22 protein-coding genes are annotated in these 20,621 nt (G+C 62.8%); 7 read left to right on the top strand and 15 right to left on the bottom strand.

Going from position 1 to position 20,621, the window contains the following annotated elements:
• Positions 1–26: 26 nt before the first annotated feature.
• The 4 genes from DZG07_RS11790 to msuE form a co-directional block, all read right to left on the bottom strand.
• Positions 27–1,304 (bottom strand): MFS transporter, encoded by a 1,278-nt coding sequence (locus DZG07_RS11790; RefSeq protein ID WP_091912852.1) that lies wholly within the window; start codon positions 1,302–1,304, stop codon positions 27–29.
• Positions 1,305–1,430: 126 nt separating this feature from the next.
• Entirely contained in the window at positions 1,431–1,874 is a 444-nt protein-coding gene (locus DZG07_RS11785; RefSeq protein ID WP_119821649.1) for a cupin domain-containing protein, read from the bottom strand.
• 38 nt (positions 1,875–1,912) lie between these two features.
• On the bottom strand, positions 1,913–2,722 hold the full coding sequence (locus tag DZG07_RS11780) for an alpha/beta hydrolase (protein ID WP_119817233.1): 810 nt from the start codon (positions 2,720–2,722) through the stop codon (positions 1,913–1,915).
• Between the two features lie 16 nt (positions 2,723–2,738).
• Positions 2,739–3,290 (bottom strand): FMN reductase, encoded by a 552-nt coding sequence (msuE, locus tag DZG07_RS11775; RefSeq protein WP_091912528.1) that lies wholly within the window; start codon positions 3,288–3,290, stop codon positions 2,739–2,741.
• A gap of 219 nt (positions 3,291–3,509) precedes the next feature.
• Here msuE and DZG07_RS11770 point away from each other — a divergent pair, with 219 nt between their 5' ends.
• Both DZG07_RS11770 and DZG07_RS11765 read left to right on the top strand, forming a co-directional pair.
• Positions 3,510–4,733: an acyl-CoA dehydrogenase family protein gene (locus tag DZG07_RS11770; protein ID WP_119817230.1), complete on the top strand. Its 1,224-nt coding sequence runs from the start codon at positions 3,510–3,512 to the stop codon at positions 4,731–4,733.
• A 145-nt stretch (positions 4,734–4,878) separates the two neighbouring features.
• Positions 4,879–5,682: a LuxR C-terminal-related transcriptional regulator gene (locus DZG07_RS11765; RefSeq protein WP_091912526.1), complete on the top strand. Its 804-nt coding sequence runs from the start codon at positions 4,879–4,881 to the stop codon at positions 5,680–5,682.
• A 54-nt stretch (positions 5,683–5,736) separates the two neighbouring features.
• Here the strand turns inward: DZG07_RS11765 and DZG07_RS11760 are convergent, their stop codons facing one another.
• Together DZG07_RS11760 and DZG07_RS11755 are read right to left on the bottom strand one after the other, a co-directional pair.
• A complete protein-coding gene (locus DZG07_RS11760; protein ID WP_119817228.1) occupies positions 5,737–6,336 on the bottom strand; it encodes an NAD(P)-binding domain-containing protein in 600 nt (199 codons plus the stop codon).
• Positions 6,337–6,449: 113 nt separating this feature from the next.
• The gene (locus tag DZG07_RS11755) at positions 6,450–7,115 is read right to left on the bottom strand and encodes a hydrolase (RefSeq protein ID WP_119817225.1); all 666 of its coding nucleotides are present in this window, start codon (positions 7,113–7,115) and stop codon (positions 6,450–6,452) included.
• 117 nt (positions 7,116–7,232) lie between these two features.
• Here DZG07_RS11755 and DZG07_RS11750 point away from each other — a divergent pair, with 117 nt between their 5' ends.
• Positions 7,233–8,162, top strand: coding sequence for a LysR family transcriptional regulator (locus tag DZG07_RS11750; RefSeq protein WP_119817222.1), 930 nt, complete (start codon positions 7,233–7,235; stop codon positions 8,160–8,162).
• A gap of 35 nt (positions 8,163–8,197) precedes the next feature.
• Here the strand turns inward: DZG07_RS11750 and DZG07_RS11745 are convergent, their stop codons facing one another.
• The 5 genes from DZG07_RS11745 to DZG07_RS11725 form a co-directional block, all read right to left on the bottom strand.
• On the bottom strand, positions 8,198–8,899 hold the full coding sequence (locus DZG07_RS11745; protein ID WP_119821647.1) for an ABC transporter ATP-binding protein: 702 nt from the start codon (positions 8,897–8,899) through the stop codon (positions 8,198–8,200).
• Positions 8,886–9,674: an ABC transporter ATP-binding protein gene (locus DZG07_RS11740; protein WP_119817219.1), complete on the bottom strand. Its 789-nt coding sequence runs from the start codon at positions 9,672–9,674 to the stop codon at positions 8,886–8,888. The genes DZG07_RS11745 and DZG07_RS11740 overlap by 14 nt, the downstream gene beginning before the upstream one ends.
• Positions 9,674–10,627 carry a branched-chain amino acid ABC transporter permease gene (locus DZG07_RS11735; protein WP_119817216.1) on the bottom strand — a complete coding sequence of 318 codons (954 nt, stop codon included), beginning with the start codon at positions 10,625–10,627 and terminating at the stop codon, positions 9,674–9,676. Before DZG07_RS11735 ends, DZG07_RS11740 begins: the two co-directional genes overlap by 1 nt.
• Before the next feature lie 2 nt (positions 10,628–10,629).
• Complete coding sequence (locus DZG07_RS11730; RefSeq protein ID WP_119817214.1) at positions 10,630–11,502, bottom strand: branched-chain amino acid ABC transporter permease; 873 nt, start codon at positions 11,500–11,502, stop codon at positions 10,630–10,632.
• A gap of 69 nt (positions 11,503–11,571) precedes the next feature.
• Complete coding sequence (locus tag DZG07_RS11725) at positions 11,572–12,708, bottom strand: ABC transporter substrate-binding protein (protein ID WP_119817211.1); 1,137 nt, start codon at positions 12,706–12,708, stop codon at positions 11,572–11,574.
• Between the two features lie 231 nt (positions 12,709–12,939).
• On the opposite strand from DZG07_RS11725, the gene paaG reads away from it, so the two are divergent.
• Genes paaG through DZG07_RS11705 form a run of 4 tightly spaced genes read left to right on the top strand, consistent with a single transcriptional unit; the run spans position 12,940 to position 16,120 of the window.
• Positions 12,940–13,731: a 2-(1,2-epoxy-1,2-dihydrophenyl)acetyl-CoA isomerase PaaG gene (gene paaG, locus DZG07_RS11720; protein WP_119817208.1), complete on the top strand. Its 792-nt coding sequence runs from the start codon at positions 12,940–12,942 to the stop codon at positions 13,729–13,731.
• Positions 13,728–14,174: a hydroxyphenylacetyl-CoA thioesterase PaaI gene (paaI, locus tag DZG07_RS11715; protein WP_119817206.1), complete on the top strand. Its 447-nt coding sequence runs from the start codon at positions 13,728–13,730 to the stop codon at positions 14,172–14,174. Before paaG ends, paaI begins: the two co-directional genes overlap by 4 nt.
• 29 nt (positions 14,175–14,203) lie before the next feature.
• Positions 14,204–15,514, top strand: a complete 1,311-nt coding sequence (gene paaK, locus DZG07_RS11710; protein WP_119817204.1) for a phenylacetate--CoA ligase PaaK — start codon at positions 14,204–14,206, stop codon at positions 15,512–15,514.
• A 6-nt stretch (positions 15,515–15,520) separates the two neighbouring features.
• Positions 15,521–16,120, top strand: a complete 600-nt coding sequence (locus tag DZG07_RS11705; protein ID WP_119817201.1) for a TetR/AcrR family transcriptional regulator — start codon at positions 15,521–15,523, stop codon at positions 16,118–16,120.
• A 51-nt stretch (positions 16,121–16,171) separates the two neighbouring features.
• On the opposite strand, the gene paaZ is transcribed toward DZG07_RS11705, so the two are convergent.
• The 4 genes from paaZ to paaD form a co-directional block, all read right to left on the bottom strand.
• A complete protein-coding gene (gene paaZ / locus DZG07_RS11700) occupies positions 16,172–18,220 on the bottom strand; it encodes a phenylacetic acid degradation bifunctional protein PaaZ (RefSeq protein ID WP_119817199.1) in 2,049 nt (682 codons plus the stop codon).
• Between the two features lie 63 nt (positions 18,221–18,283).
• The gene (locus DZG07_RS11695; RefSeq protein ID WP_119817196.1) at positions 18,284–19,045 is read right to left on the bottom strand and encodes a Phenylacetic acid catabolic protein; all 762 of its coding nucleotides are present in this window, start codon (positions 19,043–19,045) and stop codon (positions 18,284–18,286) included.
• Positions 19,035–20,108: a 1,2-phenylacetyl-CoA epoxidase subunit PaaE gene (gene paaE, locus DZG07_RS11690; RefSeq protein ID WP_119817193.1), complete on the bottom strand. Its 1,074-nt coding sequence runs from the start codon at positions 20,106–20,108 to the stop codon at positions 19,035–19,037. Before paaE ends, DZG07_RS11695 begins: the two co-directional genes overlap by 11 nt.
• A 6-nt stretch (positions 20,109–20,114) precedes the next feature.
• Positions 20,115–20,615, bottom strand: coding sequence for a 1,2-phenylacetyl-CoA epoxidase subunit PaaD (gene paaD, locus DZG07_RS11685; RefSeq protein ID WP_119817191.1), 501 nt, complete (start codon positions 20,613–20,615; stop codon positions 20,115–20,117).
• Positions 20,616–20,621: the final 6 nt, after the last annotated feature.

The following is a 20,621-nucleotide window of genomic DNA, read 5'->3' as shown; positions in this document are numbered from 1 at the left end:
GGAGATAAAAGCGATCCTGCTGACCGTCAGTTGGTCGCGACCGGAGCAACGACCCCTGCCCGCCCGACATTCTCCCGCGCCAGGATAACGAGGACGACAAGGAAGATCGCCTCAACGACCGCGAACGCTACGAACGCCTCCGTGAAGGAACCGCCTGAGGCGCGGATCACCAGACCCATCATCCATGGCGACAGGAAGCTCGACACGACGCCGAAGACCTCGGCATAACCGACGGCGGCGGTTGCCAGTTCGTCCGGATATTTCTCGCTGAGCAGCGAGAAGATCGCGCCGCCGCCGAAGACGGCAATGCCACTAAGACCGGCGAAGAGCAGGAGCCAGCCGAAATCCATCGGATAGATGGTGGCTACCGTGAAGGCGATTGCAGTCAGCAGCGCCAGCACCGTGCCGAACTTGATCATGAAGGCCTTGCCGATGCGATCGGCGACATAGCCGCCGATGACGAGGAACACCACCTGCGACAGGCCCATGAGCGTCCCAACCAGGGCGGCATCCTCCACCGGCATGTTCTGGACCGCTATGTAGGCCGGCACCACCCAGGTCGCCGTGCCGGCAATGGCGAGTGTACAGGCGGCGATGCCGAGACCCCCGACCAAAATCCACCGCGAGCGGAAGATGGCGCTGAGCGGGATCGACGCACCACGTGGCAGCGGCTCTTCCCAGGCAAAACCACGCACGCCGATCTCGGCCGGCCCATTGCGACCGAACAACACGATTGCAAGCGCGACAAGCAGTGTTCCGCCGGCGAGCAGGGCAAAGAATGTGCGCCAGCCATAGGCGATGGTAAGCGGAATGCCGAGCGCGAAATCGAGCGTTATGGCAAGGCTGTAGGCAGCCAGGATCATGCCGACGATGCTACCGCGCCGCGCCTGCGGGAACCAGCCGATGACCAGCTTCATGTTGCCGAGGAAGATCGCCGCATCGAAGAAGCCGATGAAAAGCCGGAGCGCGATCAACTGGCCATAGCTCTGGACATAGACTTGCAGCACCATGCCGAGGCCGGTGCCGGCAAGGCCGATCAGGAGCATGTTGCGGGCGCTCATGCTGCGGCTGACCTGCGACCACGCGATCATGCCGAGGCCGTATGTCAACGCGAAGATGCCCTGCGCCAGGCCGGCTTGAGCCGGATCGAGTTGCAGTGTCTCGGAGATGAAGGGAATGACCGCCGCAAAGGCGTACCAGTCCGCGGCGAGAAAGATCTCGCATATCAGTGCCAGCGCCAGCATGCCGAATTGCCAGCGTTTTATGCGTGATCTGTCCGTTTCAGAAATCGTGTCCCAATTCATCGTCCGTTCCCCTGTTCGGAAATTCATTTTCGCGAATTGATGCGCCTTTGCGGCGTTCATGATTGCCGGGCCATACCCGGTTCCCGCGCACCGCAATCGCAGCGAACGGGAAAGGCATGGATGTCTTCAGGCCGGAGGCGGCAGGAAGTCGACCTCGTGCTCGGCGGCGATGCGCACCACTTCGGCCGGATCGCCGACATTATGAATGCGTTCGAAAAGGCCGCGCAGCGCCCGCGTCGGCGAAACCCAGAACAGGCTGCTGACCGTACCGGAGGATTTGTTGAAGATGCCGTGCGGCTCGCCCATCGGCAGGCGGATGAGATCGCCGGCGTTGGCGATGACTTCCTTGCCGTTCAGCCAGAGGTCGAGACGACCTTCGAAGACCGAGATGAACTCGTCCTGCGTCGGATGAGTGTGCGGCGGCACGAAGGTGCCGGGCGGCAGGATCGCATGCCAGGCCATCGAAGCATCCGACTGTTGTTTCAGCGTGTAGGTCTGGCCAAGAATGCTCCATTTGGCACCGTCATAGGCTTCCTCGCTTTTGGTCACGCCGGCCTGCATCACAATCATTGATCTGTCCTTTTCGAGATATGTCGGTTCGGTGGTCTTCATGCGGCGAGGAAGTCGCGAAGGATTGCGACGGCGGTCGTCGGCTTTTCCTCGAACAGGAGATGGCCTGCATCTGCCACCAGTTCGAGCCGCGCGTTTGGAAGTCGCTTGAGCCAGGCGGACGCCTGGGCTGCCGGGCGCATGCGGTCCTCGCTGCCCCAAAGCAAAAGGGTCGGAACGCTGATGCGATGCAGCCAGCGTTCAAGATTGGGGTTGCCTTGCGGCTCGTCGCCGAGAAGCTTGCCGAATGCCATCATTTCGCGGCCAAGCGACTGGTCGAAGGCCGGATCGGGTGCCTTCGGGAAATAGCCGATCGCCACTTGCGGATCATGCGTTAGATAGCCCGGCAAATCCTGCGGCGCGACAGTCGAAAGGTCCGGCGCAGGATGCGCGCGCACCACCAGCCCGGCCGGCGCCACCAGTGCCAGCCGGCGCAGGCTGCTGCTCATGCGCGCGGCATATTCGGCGGCGATCCAGCCGCCGAACGAGAAGCCGGCAAGGTCGAAGTCTGCGAGGCCGAGGCGATCGAACAGGTCGGCATAATGCAGCACATGGTCGTCGATCGATGCGATGTGCTCGCCGTCGGCGGATTCGCCGAAACCGGGATGGTAGGGAATGATCACGCGCGCATCGGCGGCAAGCAGGTGGGCGAATTCGAAGCCGGGAAAAGTGCCCGCACCGTGAAGAAACACCAAGGGCTTGCCCTTGCCGATGCTGTGGACGACGGTGCGGACGCCGCCGATATCATACTCGGCGCGCTCGAAGCCGCTCATTGCTGGCGCGGATCTGGAGACGATTGCCTGGTTCATCCTGGGAAACTCCTTGCTATTCAGCCGCGACGCAGTCGGGACGCCCGACCAGGCTCGCAAGTTGATCGACCGCCGCGGCGATCCGCTGAAGCACCAGGGGACTTGCGGGCACGCCGTCGGAAAAGTCCGCTTCGCTGGCATAGATGGCGGTCGGGATGGTGCAGGCCTCGAAAAAGCCGAACAGCGGCCGGAGCTGATGCTCGACGACGAGGCAATGGCGTGCGCCGCCGCCGGTGGCGGTGAGCAGCACCGGGCGATTGATCAGTGCGGTCGGCTGAACCAGATCGAAGACATGCTTGAACAGGCCGGTATAGGAGCCCTTGTAGACCGGGCTGCCGACGATGAGGGCATCGGCGCTCTCGATCGCATCGACGATCGCCTTGGCGCGACCGCTCAGTCCGGCCGGCGAATACGCGCCCAGCCCGTCGCCGGCATCGACGAGATCGAAGATATCGACGTCGATGCCATGGCGTTTGTGCAGATTGGTGGAAACGGCTTCGACAAGCGCGCGCGTTTTCGACGGCCTCTGCGTGTTGCCGCAGAAGCCGATGACTCTGATGCCAGCCATCAATACGATACTCCCAGATCAGCGCAGCCGGCTCTTGGTTCTTGTGCGGGCCGCGCTTCAATTCCCGTCGACCGGCATCTTTCAAGTGTACGGCGAGGCGCACAATCCCCCCAGTTGGGGGGGTTGCTGGCCCCCCGCCCCGTTGGAACACTGCACGAGGAAGAACCTGGCCGCTGAGCCTGGCCCGATAACCGAAAGACAAGGGTGGAGCCCGTGAACATGCCTGTTGCCAATCTCAAACAAGCCGCCAAACCGTCGCTTGCCGAAATGACGGCGCGTGTCGAAAGCATCCTGCCGGCAATCGAGGCGGCGGCGGAAGAAAGCGAGCAACTGAACCGGCTTGCCGACGGCACGTTCAAGCTTCTGCAGGATGCCGGGCTCTACAGCATGATGATGCCGAAGGAAGTCGGCGGCGCGGAGCTTTCCCATGTCGACGCCATGCGGCTCGGCGAGCGTGTCGCCTGGGCGCATGGTTCGGCGGGATGGTGCGTCATCGTCAACAACGCCGTCGGCGGGGTGATGTCGCTGTTCGTTTCCGACAAGGGCGCCAGCGATATCTTTGCGCATGGGCCCGACGTCATGGTCGCCGGGAATGGCGTGCCGCGCGGCTATGCGCGGCCTGTCGAAGGCGGCTACATGATCCGCGGCCACTGGGCCTATGGCAGCGGCATCCAGCATGCCGAGTGGATCCATTCCGGCTGTTTCGTCACCGACGCGACCGGCAAGACCATGGTGATGCAGCCGAACGGCCAGCCGGAAGTCGTCGTCACCCATCACCCGCGCGCCACGATCGAGCTGAAAGGCAATTGGGACGTGCTTGGCCTGCGCGCCACCGGCAGCTTTGATTACACTTTGAAAGACGCCGACGAGCTCTTTGTGCCGCATCACCTCTGCTACGGTCTCAACGAGGGCAATGCCAAGCGCGGCGGTCCTCAGGGCAGCCTCGGACTGGTCGGCTATACGGCATGGGGCCATACGACATGGGCGCTGGGCGTCGGCCGGCGCATGCTGGACGAATTGGCCAAGCTTGCCGCCAAGCGCGTCGATGCCTTCGGCAAGATGAACGAAAGTACGACGTTCAAATATGAATTCGCCCGCGCCGAGGCGCGCTTTCGCTCGGCCCGCGCCTTCGCCTATCAGGCATGGACGAGCATGGCCGAAACATTCGCAGAAGGCGGCGAAGCTTCACTTGAACAAATCGCCGACGTGAAGCTGGCGATGCGCCATGTGCATGACGTGATATCGGATGTCGGCACCTTCGCCCACCGCGCGGCACGGGGCGCTTCTCTGCACAACGGCATCATGCAGCGCTTCTACCGCGACATCCATTCGGGAACGCAGCACATTTTGATGGCTGACGAGATCGTCCAGGAATGCGGGCGCGTCTATCTCGGCGCTGTCGGGGCGGACGCAAAATGGGGCGTGTTCGGCGTCGACGGCTGACCGTCGCGGATCGCACGCACCCGCTTGCTTTTTCCTGCTTTTGCTGGAAACTCCTTGTCCGGCAAACAGGATGCTCGCTGAGGGTGGCGAGCCTTGCCGTGTCCGACAAGCCCAGAATGGGCGCGGGCAAAAGGAGGAATGACAGATGCGCCGGTCCCCGGCCACGATAGCGGACTACTCGGCGGGCGCGGTCAGCGATGCCGCGCTCAACGTTGCCGCCAGCCGTTCGCTGGAAGCGCTCGGCGACGCCTGCCACCGCGAGATCGGCCGGCTGATCGGGTCGCCGACGGTAGGCCTCTATCTGCTCGACCGGGACAAGCCCTATCTGTTCTACAGCAAGCATGCGCCGGATGGGTTCATCCAGGAGTACAGCGCCGAATTCGACAAATACGATCCGCTGCTGGCCTATATCTGCGAAAAGGGACAGCCGGTGGACGGCTCGACGCTCGTCGGCGCCGCAGGCTGGCAAAGCTGCAACAATTTCGAGCTGCTGCGGCGCTGGGGGTTCATGCATTGCATGGCAGGGCCGCTTCGTGTCGATAACCGCGTGGTCGGTGTCGTCTACACGGCCAACCAGGGCGAGATCGGAGCCTATGAGTCACCGGCCGTTGACAGCATGCAGATCCTTTGCCGGGCCGGGTCGCTCGCGCTTACCACGATGGTCGAGACAGGCCGACTCAACGGCGCTCCGCCCTCCTGGATCTCGCAATCCGGCACGGCCTCACACGGCGAATACGCATCGCTCACCCGCGCCTCGGCCCTGAATCAGCTGCCGACGCGCTCGCGCGAAGTGGCGCTGCTTCTGTGCCACGGCCAGTCCAACAAGGAGATCGCAAGAGCGCTCGGAATATCGGCCTATACGGTCAAGGACCATATCGGCAGCCTCTGCCAGAAGCTGCATGCGCATAATCGCACCGAGCTTGTTCAAAGGCTGCTTACTACACATTGAGACAAGCTCGCTCCGCCTTGGGAGTTAGGCCATCCGCGACAACGGCGGAGAGACTCAACCGATCTTGACGAGATTCAGGTTCGGCAGTGGGCCGCCGGGAAATTGAGCGAGCTTGCCGCCGACAGCCAGCGAGCCAAGATCGATCCCAACGAAACCGATCTGCTCGATTAGTGAAGCTACCTCTGCCTTGGCCGTGGTGTCGTTGCCGGAATAGAAAAGTACGCGCCGTCCGCCGTCAGAACGTGGATCAGTGGCAAGCAACTCTGCGCGGAGATGATTGAATGCCTTTACGACGCGGGCTCCGGGCACCAGATCAGCAAATACCTCGCTTGATACACGGCCGCCGAGGTCTGCTGGCTTGAACAGCGGCGCCTCGATCGGATTGTTGGCATCGATCACAATGCGCCCTTTCCAGTCTGGAAGGCCCCCCACCGCTGCCGGGAGCTTCGTCCAGTTCACCGCCACGAAGACAATGTCGGCGCGTGCCGCTTCCTCGCGGCTGCCAGCCTTGATGGACGGCCCAATTTCGCGGACCAGACCTTCAAGCGAATCCGCACCGCGGCTGTTTGAGATCGTGGCTTCGAGCCCCGCCCGAGCGAGCGTTCGGGCGAACGCGGTGCCAATCGCACCCGAGCCGATAATGCCAATGGTCATTTGCTATTCCTTTCAGAGTTAGCGGTGGCGACCGAACGTACAAACGATCGACGTCAGACGATTGGTGCGGCACCGAGTTGTTGCATCCGTGAGAAGAGATTGGCGACAGCCGCTTATGCTCCGCCGCCGGCATTCTGACCGAGCAGTTGCAGTTCCCAGGCGAGCGCGATGCCGGTGCCGCCGCCATGCTCAAGAAATATCTCGCCACCCATCCTGGCGGTCTCTTCGCGAGCCCAGTCGCGCTGCAGCTCGCCGGCCACAGCCATCCACGTGATTGGAACGACACCGGCCATAACCATGCGGCGCACGGCCATGTCGTGCGCCTCCACGCTTACACCGCCTGACGCATCTGTGACCGCATAGACCTCGTAGCCTTCGCCCGCTGCCTGGATGGCCGGCATGGCGAGACAGATCTCCGACCAGAGCGCGGCCATGATGATCTTCTTGCGACCCGTCTTCTTCACGGCATCGACGACACGCGCATCTTCCCAGGTATTGATGAAGGTGCGGTCGATTGGCTTCTGATCGGGGAAGACGTCTTGCAGGCCCTTGATGAGCTTGCCGCCACGGTCCTCAAGGACGGTCGTCAGAATCGTCGGCACGCCGAAGATCTTTGCCGTCTTTGCCAGCGCGATGACATTGTTCACGATCATCGTGGGTTCATGGCTGTGCAGATTGGCGAACTGGAACGGCTGATGGTCGATCAGTACCAGCACCGACTCTTCCGGTGTCAGCAAGGCCTTGAGGCCGTTCTTGGGGGCATTGGACTGGCTGGCCATGAGCGTTGTCTCCGGTTTGGCGCTGCGTTGTCTGCCCCTAGCTGTCGGTCTTTTATTGACCTATGAATAGACGGTAATCAGTTTCAATTCTTACAAGCATCACTTGAAAGAACGCTCATGGAGACACTTGCCAACCTCGAATCCTTCGTCCGAAGCGCGGAGGCCAGCAGCTTCTCGGTTGCCGCGCGCAGGCTTTCCCTGACGCCGGCTGCGGTCAGCCGCAACGTGGCGATGCTGGAGCGCAATCTCGGCATCCGGCTGTTTCAGCGAACGACGCGCAAGTTGACCCTGACCGAGGCCGGAGAGCGCTTCCTGCTCACGGTGCAGGATCATCTGGAGGGGCTGCAGGCAGCGATCGCCGACGCTGCGACAGATCGTGGTGAGCCCGCCGGTGTCCTCAAGGTCAGCATGGGGCTGACGTTTGGCGCAGATTATATCCTGCCGACGCTGCCCACCTTCCTCGCGCGCTATCCCAATATTCGCCCGGACTGGCGGTTCGAGGCCAGACAAGTCGATCTGGTCGCCGAGGGATATGACGCCGCGATCGGCGGCGGCATTGACTTGACGCCAGGCTTGGTGACACGCACGCTCGCGCCCTTGCACATCATCGCAGTCGCGTCGCCAGCCTATATGAGAGGCAGGAAACAGCCTGCCGACCCCTCGGATCTGGCCGTCTTCGACGGCATTGTCATGCGCTCCACACGGACAGGACGAACCCGTGATCGCATCATGCGAAATGCCGCGGGCACGGAAATCCAGGCGACCCTGAAGGAAACGATCATATTCGATGATCCCGAGGCGATGTGCCGGGCGGCACTGCTCGGTCTCGGCGTGACATTGATCGCAGTCCCCCACGCGCTGCCGCATCTCGAGCGCGGTGCGCTCGTCCGCCTGCTGCCGCAATGGTACGCCGACAGCGGACCAATATCGATCTACTACGCAAGCCGCAGGCAGCTGCCGGCCAAGACACGGGTCTTCGTCGATTTCATTGCCGAGGCGTTTCGCAATGATCGGCTGGCGGAACGCTTCGCGGGAAGCCTCGGCTGATATCGAACCGGCTGCGCCACGAACGATGGCGGATGCTACACTCCCAGATAGGCGGCGCGGATGCGCTCATCCGCGATCAGCTCCTCGGCCGAGCCCGACATGGTGATGCGGCCGGTTTCCATGACATAACCGCGGTCGGCGACCTGCAGCGCCGCATAGGCGTTCTGCTCGACCAGCAGCACCGTTATGCCCAACTCCTTGAGGTTCTTCACCACGTCGAGAATCTGAGCGACCAGGATGGGAGCCAAGCCCATGCTGGGCTCATCGAGCAACAGGCAGGCAGGTCGCGCCATCAGCGCGCGCGTAATCGCCAGCATCTGCTGCTGGCCACCCGAAAGTCCACCAGCGGCGAGGTTGCGCTTCTCCTTCAGGATGGGGAACAGAGCGAAGGCCTCCGCCATATCCTTCTCAACCCGAGCATCGGAAAACAGATAGGCGCCAAGGCGCAGGTTCTCCTCGACGCTGAGATTGGTGAATATCTGCCGTCCTTCCGGCGATTGCGACAGGCCAAGTGCAACGCGGCGATGTGCCGGAACCGCCTGCAGCGGTTCGCCTCGGAAAACCATTGCGCCGCCGGTGATCGGCTGCACGCCGGAGATGCAGCGCAGGAGCGTAGTCTTGCCCGCGCCGTTGGCGCCTACCACCGTGACGATTTCGCCCGAACGCACATCGAGATCGACGCCGTGCAGCACTTCGATGCGCCCGTAGCGCGAGCGCAGATTTTCAACCGAGAGCATGGCCGGCATCCTCCGTGGCCTGCACGCCGAGATAGGCTTCGATCACCTTGGGATCGCGCGCGACCTGCTCGGGTTTGCCTGCCGCGATCTTCTCCCCGCGGTCGAGCACGACGATGTGGTTGGAGATGCGCATCACCAGTTTCATGTCGTGTTCGACAAGCAGGATGGCGACCCCGGACTTGGCTACGTCGGCGATGAGATGATCGATCTCCTGCGTTTCCACGGCGTTGCAGCCGGCCGCGGGCTCATCCAGCAAAAGGATGCGCGGCTCCAGCGCCAGCGCCCGGGCGATCTCCAGCCGCTTCAGAGCACCGTAAGAAAGCGACGATGCATCCTTGTCCGCCGCGCGGGCGAGCCCCACCCGTTCCAGGAGCTGCATGGCAGCGGCGCGGGTCTCGGCCGTGCGCCGGCGCGAGCCTGGCATGGCGAACAGGTCGGCCAGCAAATTGCCGCGCTCCTTCAGGTGGCAACCGGACATGGCGTTTTCCAGCACCGTCATGTTCTGGAATATCTGCAGGTTCTGGAAGGTGCGCGACATGCCGCGCCGAGCGAGCAGATGCGGAGCCATGCCCGTCACTGCTTCGCCATCGAGCGTGACCGTGCCGCGCGCCGGCCGGTAGGCTCCGCTGATCATATTGAACAGCGTCGTCTTGCCGGCGCCATTGGGGCCGATGACGGCAACGATCTCGCCCGGCTCGACCTGGAAGCCGACGTCGTTGACGGCGCGCAGGCCGCCGAAATCGATGCCGAGACCTTCGACGGTAAGCAGCGGCATCACGCCCTCCCCCGCAACAGCCGCGACATGCTCGGCACCAACCCTGCCGGCAGGAAGATCATCACCAGCATCATGATGAGGCCGAGGATCATGTGTTCATAATCCTGCAGCACCGTGAGAACCTGCGGCAGCATGGTGAGCAGCGCCGCACCCGCCACCGCGCCGGGCACGGAACCAGCACCACCCAACACAGTCATGGTGACGAGTTCGACCGAGTGCAGGAAACCGGCAGCATCGGGCGTGATGAACTTGTTCATCAGCGCGAGCAGCGAGCCGGACAGCGACGCATAGACGGCAGACAGCACGAAGGCGAAGAGCTTGTAGCGCGCGACATCGACACCGACCGTGCGCGCCGCGATCTCGGAATCGTGCAATGCCCGCAATGCACGCCCGGACGGGCTGTCGTAGAGGTTCAGCGCAAGCCAGGTCCCGGCGAGCAGAAACAATCCGCTGAACGCGTACCAGAACTGGGCATTGGAAAGGTGGATGCCGATCGTTTCGATCAGCTTCCTCAGGCCAAGCTCGGGCACTTCGTGGCCATCCGGCCCGCCGGTGATCGACGCTTCGTTGGCGAGCACCATGGAGACAAGAATGCCGAAGCCCAGCGTCGCGACGGCAAGGTAGTAGCCTTGCAGGCGCAGGATGGGGCGGCCGATCAGCCAGGCGAGCGCAGCACTCAGCGCGGTTCCGAGCAGCATGGCAAATGCCGGATGCAGACCGAGATATTGCGGACCGAGCGCGCAGGCATAAGCGCCTATGCCGGCAAAACCGGCATGGCCGAGGCTGATCTGGCCGGCAAAGCCGATCAGGATGACGAGACCCGTTACAGCCAGGCCGTTGACGAAGATCAACGAGCCGATGCGGTAGTAGAAGTTGGACGGGAAGCCGAGAGGCGCAAGCAGGATGATGGCCAGCAGGACAAGCAGGGTGAGATGTTTGGAGGAGAGCCGCATCGTCACACCCGGTCGGTCGATTTGCCGCCAAACAGGCCTTGCGGCATGGCGAACAGCACCGCGAGGATGACGATGAAGGCGACGGCGTCCTTGTAGACCGAGCTGACATAGCCTGCCGTCATCGCCTCGATCAGCCCAAGCAGCAAGCCGCCGACAAGCGCGCCCGCCGGCACGCCCATTCCACCCAGCATGGCGGCCGCAAACCCCTTCAATGCATAGGCAACGCCGAGGTCGTAGCTGGTCAGCGTAATCGGGGTCATCAACACCCCGGCCAGCGCGCCGATGGCAGCCGACAGCGCGAAGGAGAGCGTCATCATGTAGTCGGTGTTGATGCCGACCAGCCGGGCGGCAACGCGGTTGTTTGCGGTAGCGAGGATCGCCTTGCCGGTCAGCGTGCGGGTAAAGAAGACGTAGAGCGAGGCGAAGACCATCGCCGCGCCCGCGATTACCCACAGGCCCTGCGGCAGGATCGTGGCGCCGCCGACGGTGATGGGTTCATCGCCGCTGAAAGACGGAAAGCGGTGCAGCTGTTTGTCGAAGACGAGCTGAGCGCCGCCGCGCAGGAAGATGGAGGCACCGATGGTGATGATGATCAGGCTGACCACCGGCGCGCCACGGGCTCGCTCCACCGCGAACTTGTTGAGCGCCACGCCGACGGCGGCCGCGGCGACAATGGCCAGCGCCGCCGCGAGCGGCAGCGGCAGGCCTGCCTGCCAGGCAAAGAAGGTGACCATGCCGCCTAGCATGACGAATTCGCCCTGGGCGAAGTTCACCACATGCGAGGCGTTGTAGATGATGGTGAAGCCGAGCGCGACGAGCGCGTAGACCGCGCCTACCGTCACGCCTGACAGCACGTATTGCAGCAACTCCGTCACCGCGACTCCTTCCACTGTCGTGAGGCAGGAGGCGCGACTGCTATGCCGCGCCGATTATCTTGGGCAGGATTACTGGGCCAGCGCCCAGCCGCCGTCCTTGATCTCCAGCATGCGGAAGGCGGTGAGATCGAGGCCGAGGTGATCGGTGGGCGACATGTTGACCACGCCGGTGACGCCGACATAACCCTTGGTCTGCTCGATGGCGTCGCGGATCGCCTGCGGTTCTGCCTTGCCGGCTCGGCCGATGGCATCGACCAGCAGCCGCAGCGCATCATGGGCATAGCCGCCGAAGGTCGATGGCGCTGAGCCTGCCTTTTCCTCGTAAGCCTTCTTGTAGGCGGTCACGACGCCATACTGCGGATCGTCCTGCTTGAGCAGATTGGCGATGAGAATGGCCGTCCCCGGCAGCTTCACGCCGTTCGAGGCGGGACCGGCGAGCTCGATGAAGGCCTTGGAGGCCACGCCATGCGACTGGTAAAGCGGCGTCTTGATGCCGAGCTGACCATAGTTGCGCGTGACAATCGCAGGCCCCTGCCCAAAACCGGCATTGAGGATCGCCTGCACGCCCTCCTTGCCGCGAATGTTGGTGAGCTGGGGTGTCATGTCGGCGTCGGTCGGGCCATAGGTCTCGTCGATGAGAACTTCGATGCCGTAGTCGCCGATGACCTGCAGGCACTGCTTGTGCATCGACGCGCCGAAACCGTCAGAGCCGGAGATCATGCCGATCTTGGTGATGCCGCCGGCCTTCATGTTCTCGAAGATCTTGGCGCAGGCCATGCGGTCGGTATGCGGCGTCTTGAAAGTCCAGGACTGCACCGGATCGACGATCTCGACGGCGCCGGCGAGCGAGATGAAGGGAATCTCGGCGTCGGCCACCACCTGCATGATCGACATCGTCGTGCCGGTCGTCGATCCACCGATGATAGCGACGACCTCGTCGTCTTCGATCAGCCGCGTGGCGAAGGTGCGCGCCTTATTGGGGTCGCCTGCATCATCATAGGCGATCAAGTCGATCTTTTCGCCCAACACGCCGCCGGCAGCGTTGATCTCCTCCACCAGCATGCGCAGGGTTTTGGCTTCCGGATCACCCAGTGACGAGGCAGGCCCCGTCTCCGAGACGGTCGCGCCGATCTTGATGTCGGCAAGTGCTGGCGATGCCACGCCAAGCACGAGAGCAACGGCAGCAGTGCTCAAAGCAGATTTCATAGATTCCTCCCAGGTTGAAATATGCGCGCTCCGGCGCCGCCAAGGCACCAAAGGCAAAGTGTTCCCAAATGTCAGACAGCCCCGGCACCACACCCCTCCGGCGGGTAAGAAGCACGTCCACCTTCTCCCTTTCGAATTATTATTGACCGACCGGTCGGATTATGCAAGAGCTTTCTTACCGAGATTTCCTGATGGATTTTCTCAGCGGAGGAATTGGGAGGAATTCACGCAATGCAATCCGAAACGCTGCTGGCGTCGGTGGCGGACGATGTCATGACGCTGACGCTCAACCGTCCCGACAAGCTGAATTCCTTCAACGAAGAGATGCATCGCGCGCTGCGCGCCGCGATAGAAAGCGCACGTGACGAAGCGACGGTGCGGGCGGTTCTTCTGACCGGTGCCGGCCGTGCTTTCTGTGCCGGCCAGGATCTCGGCGACCGCGATCCGCGCAATTCCACCGAGGCGCCGGACCTCGGCTATACGATCGAGACTTTCTACAATCCGCTGCTGCGCCTCATCCGCGCCCTGGACAAACCGATCGTCTGTGCGGTGAACGGCGTCGCCGCCGGCGCGGGCGCCAACATCGCGCTCGCCTGCGACATCGTGCTTGCGGCGAAGTCCGCCAAGTTCATCCAGGCTTTTTCCAAGATCGGACTGGTGCCCGACTCCGGCGGCACATGGAGCCTGCCTCGCCTGCTGGGTGAAGCCCGCGCCAAGGGACTGGCACTGACCGCCGAGCCGCTGCCGGCAGAAACCGCGGCGGCTTGGGGCATGATCTGGAAGGCCGTCGACGACGACCAACTCATGCCGGAAGCGGCAGCCCTGGCGAAACGCCTGGCCGCCGGGCCGACCTTTGGGCTCGGCCTCATCAAACAGGCCATACAGGCCGCGGCCGCCAACACGCTTGACCAACAGCTTGACCTCGAACGTGACCTGCAGCGCAGGGCCGGCCGCAGCGCCGACTACGCCGAAGGTGTGGCAGCGTTCCTCGACAAGCGACCGGCGGAGTTCAAGGGCAAATGACTGTCGACTTTGACGATCCAGCGGCATTGGCGACGGCTTCCGCCGCAGCGATGTGGCGCGACGACAGCGCCTCGCAGCATCTCGGCATGGTGCTGGAACATGTTGCCCCGGGCGAAGCGACGGTTTCGTTCATCGTGACCGGCATCATGACCAACGGCCACAAGACCTGCCATGGCGGCTATCTGTTCACGCTGGCGGATTCGGCCTTTGCTTTCGCCTGCAACAGCTACAACCAGCGCGCCGTGGCGCGGCATTGCGATATCACCTTCATCGCGCCCGCATATCTCGGTGACCGCCTGACTGCCACTGCGAAGGAGGTTTCGCGCGGCGGCCGCGACGGCATCTACGATGTTCGGATAATCAATCAGAAAGGCGAGCATGTCGCGGAATTCCGCGGTCAATCGCGAACCGTCAAAGGTACGCATCTGCCGACACCGGCGTAAAGCCGAACACGAGTTCTGGGAGGAACTAAATGGAAGACCTGTCTCCCCGCCCGGGTGACCTTGAGCCGATCGAGATGGCCTCGCGCGACGAAATTTCCGCGCTGCAGTTGAAGCGGCTGAAGACGACATTAGCGCACGCTTACCAGAACTCGCCGCACTACCGCGCAAGGTTCGATGAGGCAGGCGTTCACCCGGACGACCTGAAGACCCTTTCCGATCTGTCGAAGTTTCCCTTCACGGTGAAGAAGGACCTGCGCGACACCTACCCGTTCGGCATGTTCGCCGTGCCGCGCGAAAAGCTGGCGCGCATCCACGCATCGTCAGGGACCACCGGCAAGCCGACCGTCGTCGGCTACACCAGGAACGATATCGACACCTGGGCAACGGTGGTGGCGCGCTCGATCCGCGCGGCCGGCGGACGACCGGGTGACATCTGCCATATCGCCTATGGCTATGGCCTGTTCACCGGCGGCCTTGGCGCGCATTACGGCGCCGAGAAACTGGGCTGCACGGTGGTACCCATTTCGGGTGGCATGACCGAGCGCCAGGTGACGCTGATCCAGGATTTCAAGCCGCGCATTATCATGGTGACGCCGTCCTACATGCTGTCGATCCTGGACGAATACCGCAAGTTGGGCATCGACCCGCGCAGCACGTCGCTGGCAGTAGGCATCTTCGGTGCCGAACCCTGGACCAACGCGATGCGGCTGGAGATCGAGCGCGATTTCGACATGCACGCTGTCGACATTTATGGCCTGTCGGAAGTGATCGGCCCCGGCGTCGCCAACGAATGCATGGAAACCAAGGACGGCCTGCATGTTTGGGAAGATCATTTCTATCCCGAAGTCGTCGACCCGGAGACTGGCGAAGTATTGCCCGACGGCGAGATGGGCGAACTGGTGTTCACCTCGCTGACCAAGGAAGCATTGCCGATCATCCGCTATCGCACGCGCGACCTGACCCGCTTGCTGCCCGGCACCGCGCGCGCCATGCGACGCATCGAAAAGATCACCGGCCGCTCTGACGACATGATGATCCTGCGCGGCGTGAATGTCTTCCCGACCCAGATCGAGGAGCAGATCCTGAAATGCAGTGGGCTTGCACCGCATTTCCAGATCGAACTGACGCGCAATGGCCGCATGGACGACATGATCGTGCATGTCGAGGCAATGCCGAATGCAACTGGCTCAGATGTCCGCGCGCACTCGGCCAAAGAACTTGCACACCACATCAAAAGCGTGGTCGGTGTCAGCACGAAGGTAAAGGTCGGCGATCCCGATTCGGTCGAGCGGTCAGCAGGCAAGGCAAAGCGTGTCGTCGACAACAGGCTTAAGGGATAGCAGGAAATGGCGAGAACGAGAGCCGCCGATTTCGACGACAAACGGCGCAGCATTCTCGACAGCGCTGCGGCAGTGTTCGCCAAGCTTGGCATGGAACACGCATCGATGGCGCAGATCGCCAAGGAAAACAACGTTTCCAAGGCCCTGCTCTATCACTATTACCCCAGCAAGGAACTGCTTCTCTTCGACATCGGACGCACGCATCTGATCGAGCTTGAGGCCGCCATCCAGAAAGCCGATCGTCCTGATCTGGATCCGCCGCAAAGGCTCCGCCATCTGATTGGCGGCGTTCTCGAGAACTACCGCACGGCTTCGAACTTCCATCAGGTTCTGCTCAACGGCACCGGATCTTTGTCCGAGGCCCAGCGCGTCGAGTTGCAGCAGATGGAGCGCCGCATCGTAAAGGCTTTTTCGGATGTGCTGATCGAGATCAATCCTGAACTGGGCAAGAAGCGCGCTGGCGTGACCCCGGTGACCATGTCGCTCTTCGGCATCCTCAACTGGACCTACATCTGGTTCAAGCCGAGCGGTGCCCTGAGCCGTGACGGCTATGCCGACATGGTGACGACGCTTTTCCTCAACGGCGTAACCTCACTAAACCGGTGAACATCGCAGCGACCGGCCGGTACCGGGTCTGGCCGCTGAAATGCGACGGCATCAGGTCTTCGCCACCATGGTGAGAACGTCGTACTGCGCGACCACCCTGGCGTCCTGGTTTGTTACCACGCAATCCCAGCGCACCTCACCATATTCCTCGGTCTCGCGCGGGTTGATCTGCTTGGCGGTCAGCGTCACCTGCAGCGTGTCACCCGGATTGACAGGGGTCAGGAAGCGCAGGTTATCAACACCGTAATTGGCAAGCACCGGACCCGGCGCCGGATCGACGAACAGGCCGGCCGCGAAGGAGACGATGAGATAGCCGTGAGCTACGCGCCCCTCGAAGAATGGGTTGGCCTTGGCCGCAGCCTCGTCCATATGGGCGTAGAACGTATCGCCGGTGAAGGCGGCAAAATGCTCGATGTCCTCAAGCGTCACGGTGCGGCTGGCAGTAACGAGCTGATCGCCGATCTCCAGTTCCGCCAGCGACTTGCGGAACGGATGCACATCCTGGCGAACCTTCGCGCCGGGAACCCAGCGGCCGGTGACTTCCGACATTAGCCACGGAGCCGCCTGGACGGCGGAGCGCTGCATGTAATGCTTGACGGAGCGCATGCCGCCGAGCTCCTCACCGCCGCCGGCGCGGCCGGGTCCGCCATGGACCAGCATCGGCAGCGGCGAGCCATGCCCGGTGGACGACTTTGCGCTGGCGCGGTTGCCGATCATGATACGGCCGTGCCAGGGGGCGAGCGCCGCGACTGTATCGCGCGCGAAAACGGCATCATTGGTAAAGACGGAGGCGACGAGACTGCCTTTGCCGCGCCGCGCCAGTTCGGCCGCCTCTTCCGCCGTATCGTAAGGAATGATGGTGCTGACCGGGCCGAAAGCCTCGACGTCGTGCACTGCCTGGGCAACATCCGGCCTGTCGCAATAGAGCAGCACGGGGTTGAGGAAAGCGCCCTCCTCAGCATTGCCCGAAACGATGCTGGGCCGGTCGGGATCGCCGGCGACGATCTCGGCATCGGCTTGCAAATCCTTGATACGCGCGCGCACTTCCTCGCGCTGCGCAAGACTGGCGAGCGGTCCCATCTTGACCGTCTCGCCCGCCGGATTGCCGAGCGCCGTCTTGGACAATCTGTCGCCCAGCGCCTTGACTAGCGCCTCGACGCTGCCACGTGGTGCAATGACGCGACGGATCGCCGTGCACTTCTGGCCGGCCTTGACTGTCATTTCCCGCGCCACCTCCTTCACGAAGAGATCGAACTCCTCCGTGCCGGCCAGCGCATCGGGGCCAAGGATCGCGGCATTGAGGCTGTCGGCCTCCATGGTGAAGCGCACCGAGTTCTCGACGATCGACGGATGCGTGCGCAGTCGGCGGCCGGTGCCGGCCGAACCGGTGAAGGTGACGACGTCCTGGCAATCGACGTGGTCGAGCAGATCGCCGACCGACCCGCTGATCAATTGCAGGGCTCCCTTCGGCAAAATGCCGGTATCGATGATGCGACGCACCATCAGCTCGGTCAGATAAGCAGTCTGGCTGGCCGGCTTGACGATTGCCGGCATGCCGGCCAGCAGCGTCGGCGCAAGTTTTTCGAGCATGCCCCAGCAGGGGAAATTGAAGGCGTTGATATGGACCGCGACACCTTCCAGCGGCGTCAAAATATGCTGTCCGTAGAAGCTGTTGTCGCGCGAAAGCGATTCCGCGTCCCCGTCGACCAGAACGCGTGTGTTGGGCAATTCGCGCCGCCCCTTTGAGGCATAGGAAAGCAGCGTGCCGATGCCACCCTCGATGTCGATCCAGCTGTCGGTCCGCGTCGCGCCGGTAGCCGTGGAGAGCGCATAGAATTCCTCCTTAGCCTCCATCAGCGCCTGCCCGAGCGCCTTCAGCATCAGCGCCCGTTCGTGAAAGCTCATCTTTCGCAATACCGGCGAACCGTTTTCCCGGCCAAAGCGCAGAGCGGCTTTCATGTCGAGGCCACTGGCGTCGATCTGGGCGACGGCTTCACCCGTGGACGCATCGAGCAGCGGGACGGCCTTGCCGGCGCCGCGCACCCATTCGCCGGCAACGTAGGATTCGAGCTGGCGGATTTTGGTCAAAGGAGCGTTCATCGGTTGGTTCCTCAATCGGCTTGGATCGTCTCAGTGGCGCGCAGAAAGGGAGCAGTTTCCATTTTATGCGAGGCCGATTTCGGCGAGCAGCGCATCCACCTGGCGCTCCCATTCCGAAGCGAGATCGGCATTGCTGGTGTGGCGCAGGCCAAACTTCTTCTGGGTTTCGAAATGCCCCGACGTGCCGCTGCCGAAAGAGGCGGCGACACGCGGCCGCCAGTAGGCGATAGACCCGCTCACCTCGGCACGGTTGGCCGTATCGACGAGAATCTTGCGCAGGCCTTCGACCCCGAGTTCCATGTGCCGGCGCTCGCGCGGGAGGATGGCGAAGAAAATTTCGCCGAGCGGCTGGTAGGAGACGCGGGCGAATTCGCCGAGCTGCAGGACCACCGCATGGCCCATCAGCGCGTTCATCGCCACTGCATCGACCCAGCCCTGCAGCGGATAGTGCAGCACGGCGAGCCGCATGTCGGAACCATGCCGCGCCGCGCCGAGATCGCTGTCGCGCGCCACACGCTCGGTCCAGGGATGATGATTGGCGTAACGTGAAATGTCAGCGCCGAACTCGCCCATGATAGCCAGCACGCGCTCGGCGTGGTCGAGCTTCTCCAGCACGATGCGCGAGGCGGCGATGCGCTCCTTGATGCCGGGCCCATCGTTGATGATGTCGGCAAAACCGGCCGCACCCGCCAGCTCGCTGTCGACGAAGGTCGCCATCAAGCGAAGCAACTCGCCACGATATCGCGGCGGTGCATTCTCTGGCGTCGTCAGCTTGCCGCCCAGAGCGAGATAGTCCGCAATCGGCATGGTCTCGTCACTGGTCATAGGTCACCACCACATGGTCGGACAGCGGGTAGCACTGGCAGGTCAGCACGTAGCCGCGCCGAACCTCGTAATCCTCCAGCGCGTGGTTGGCTTCCATCTCGACCTCGCCCTCCAGCACCATGGCGCGGCAGGTGGAGCAGACGCCGGCCTTGCAGGCAAAGGGCGCGTCGAGGTTGGCGCCGAGCGCGGCTTCGAGGATGGTCTCGCCCTTCTTGGCCATCTCGATCACGCGGGTAGAGCCGTCGAGCGTGATTCTCGCGGTGCACATCGCAGCCTTCTGGCCATCGGAGGCGACCTTGGCGACCTGTTTGGCGCGGCGCGGCGCGGAAGCGAACAATTCGAACTTGATCTGGTCGTCGCGCAACCCGTGCTCGCGCAGCGAGGCTGCGATTGCCAGCATCATCGGCTCAGGCCCGCATATGAAGGCCATGTCGACGGCCGCGATATTGATCCAGCCTTTGAACAGCCTTGCGCATTTGTCGGCGTCGATGCGGCCGGAAAAGAGGTCGATGTCATGCGTCTCGCTCTCCAGAACATGAATGACGCTGAAACGGCCAAGATTGGAGTTCTTGATGTCCTCCAGCTCCTCGCGGAACATGATCGTGTTGTTCGAACGGTTGCCGTAGATCAGCGTGAAATGCGATTTCGGCTCGCGGGCGAGTGTCGTCTTGATCAGCGAAAGCACCGGCGTGATGCCGCTGCCGCCAGCAAAGCCGAGATAGTGCCGGGCACGCGCCGGCTCCAGCGGCACATGGAACGCACCCATCGGCGCCATCGCTTCCAGCACGTCACCGGGTTGCAATTCTTCATTGGCCCAGGTGGAGAAGGCACCACCATCGACGCGCTTGATGCCAACCTTGAGCACACCCTCGTCCTTGCCGGCGCAGATGGAATAGGAACGGCGCAGTTCCTCGCCATCGAAGGCGCGGCGAAAAGTGAGATACTGGCCCTGCGTGAAGTCGAAGGTGCCGTAATCTTCGGCGCGTGGGGCGAGCGTCACCACCACGGCATCGCGGGTTTCGCGGCGAACATCTGCAACTTCGAGCGGAAAGAAGCGGGCCATGGGTCCTCAGAGGCTCTTGAAGTAATCGAAGGGTTCAAGGCACTCCGTGCAGCGGAAATGCGCCTTGCAGGGCGTCGAGCCGAACTGGCTGATCCGCTCCGTCTGTTTGGAGCCGCAGCGCGGACAGGCAACGTCGAACGGTATCAACGCGCCGGCGCAGGCGGCCGTGCCTTCGACGGGTGGCGCGATGCCATAGGCGCGCAGTTTCTCGCGGCCATCGGCGCTGATCCAGGCTGTCGTCCAGGCAGGCGACAGCTGACGCTTGAGCCGCAGTTTTTCGACGCCGTGTTCGCGCAGGTGCCGTTCGATCTCGAAGTTGATGACGCCGGTCGCCGGGCAGCCGGAATAGGTCGGTGTTACCGTCACTTCCAGCGTTTCGTCCGCCCAGCTTACGTGTCGGATGATGCCGAGGTCAGTCAGCGATATGACCGGGATCTCGGGATCAGGAATGGCAGCGAGCCAAGACCAGACCTGGTCGACTGTTGGAAGCGTCAGGGTGGCGTCCATGGTGAT

The sequence above is a fragment of the Mesorhizobium sp. DCY119 genome (genome assembly GCF_003590645.1).
Taxonomy (GTDB): Bacteria; Pseudomonadota; Alphaproteobacteria; order Rhizobiales; family Rhizobiaceae; genus Mesorhizobium_M.
This window is presented reverse-complemented; position numbering and strand designations above follow the sequence as displayed.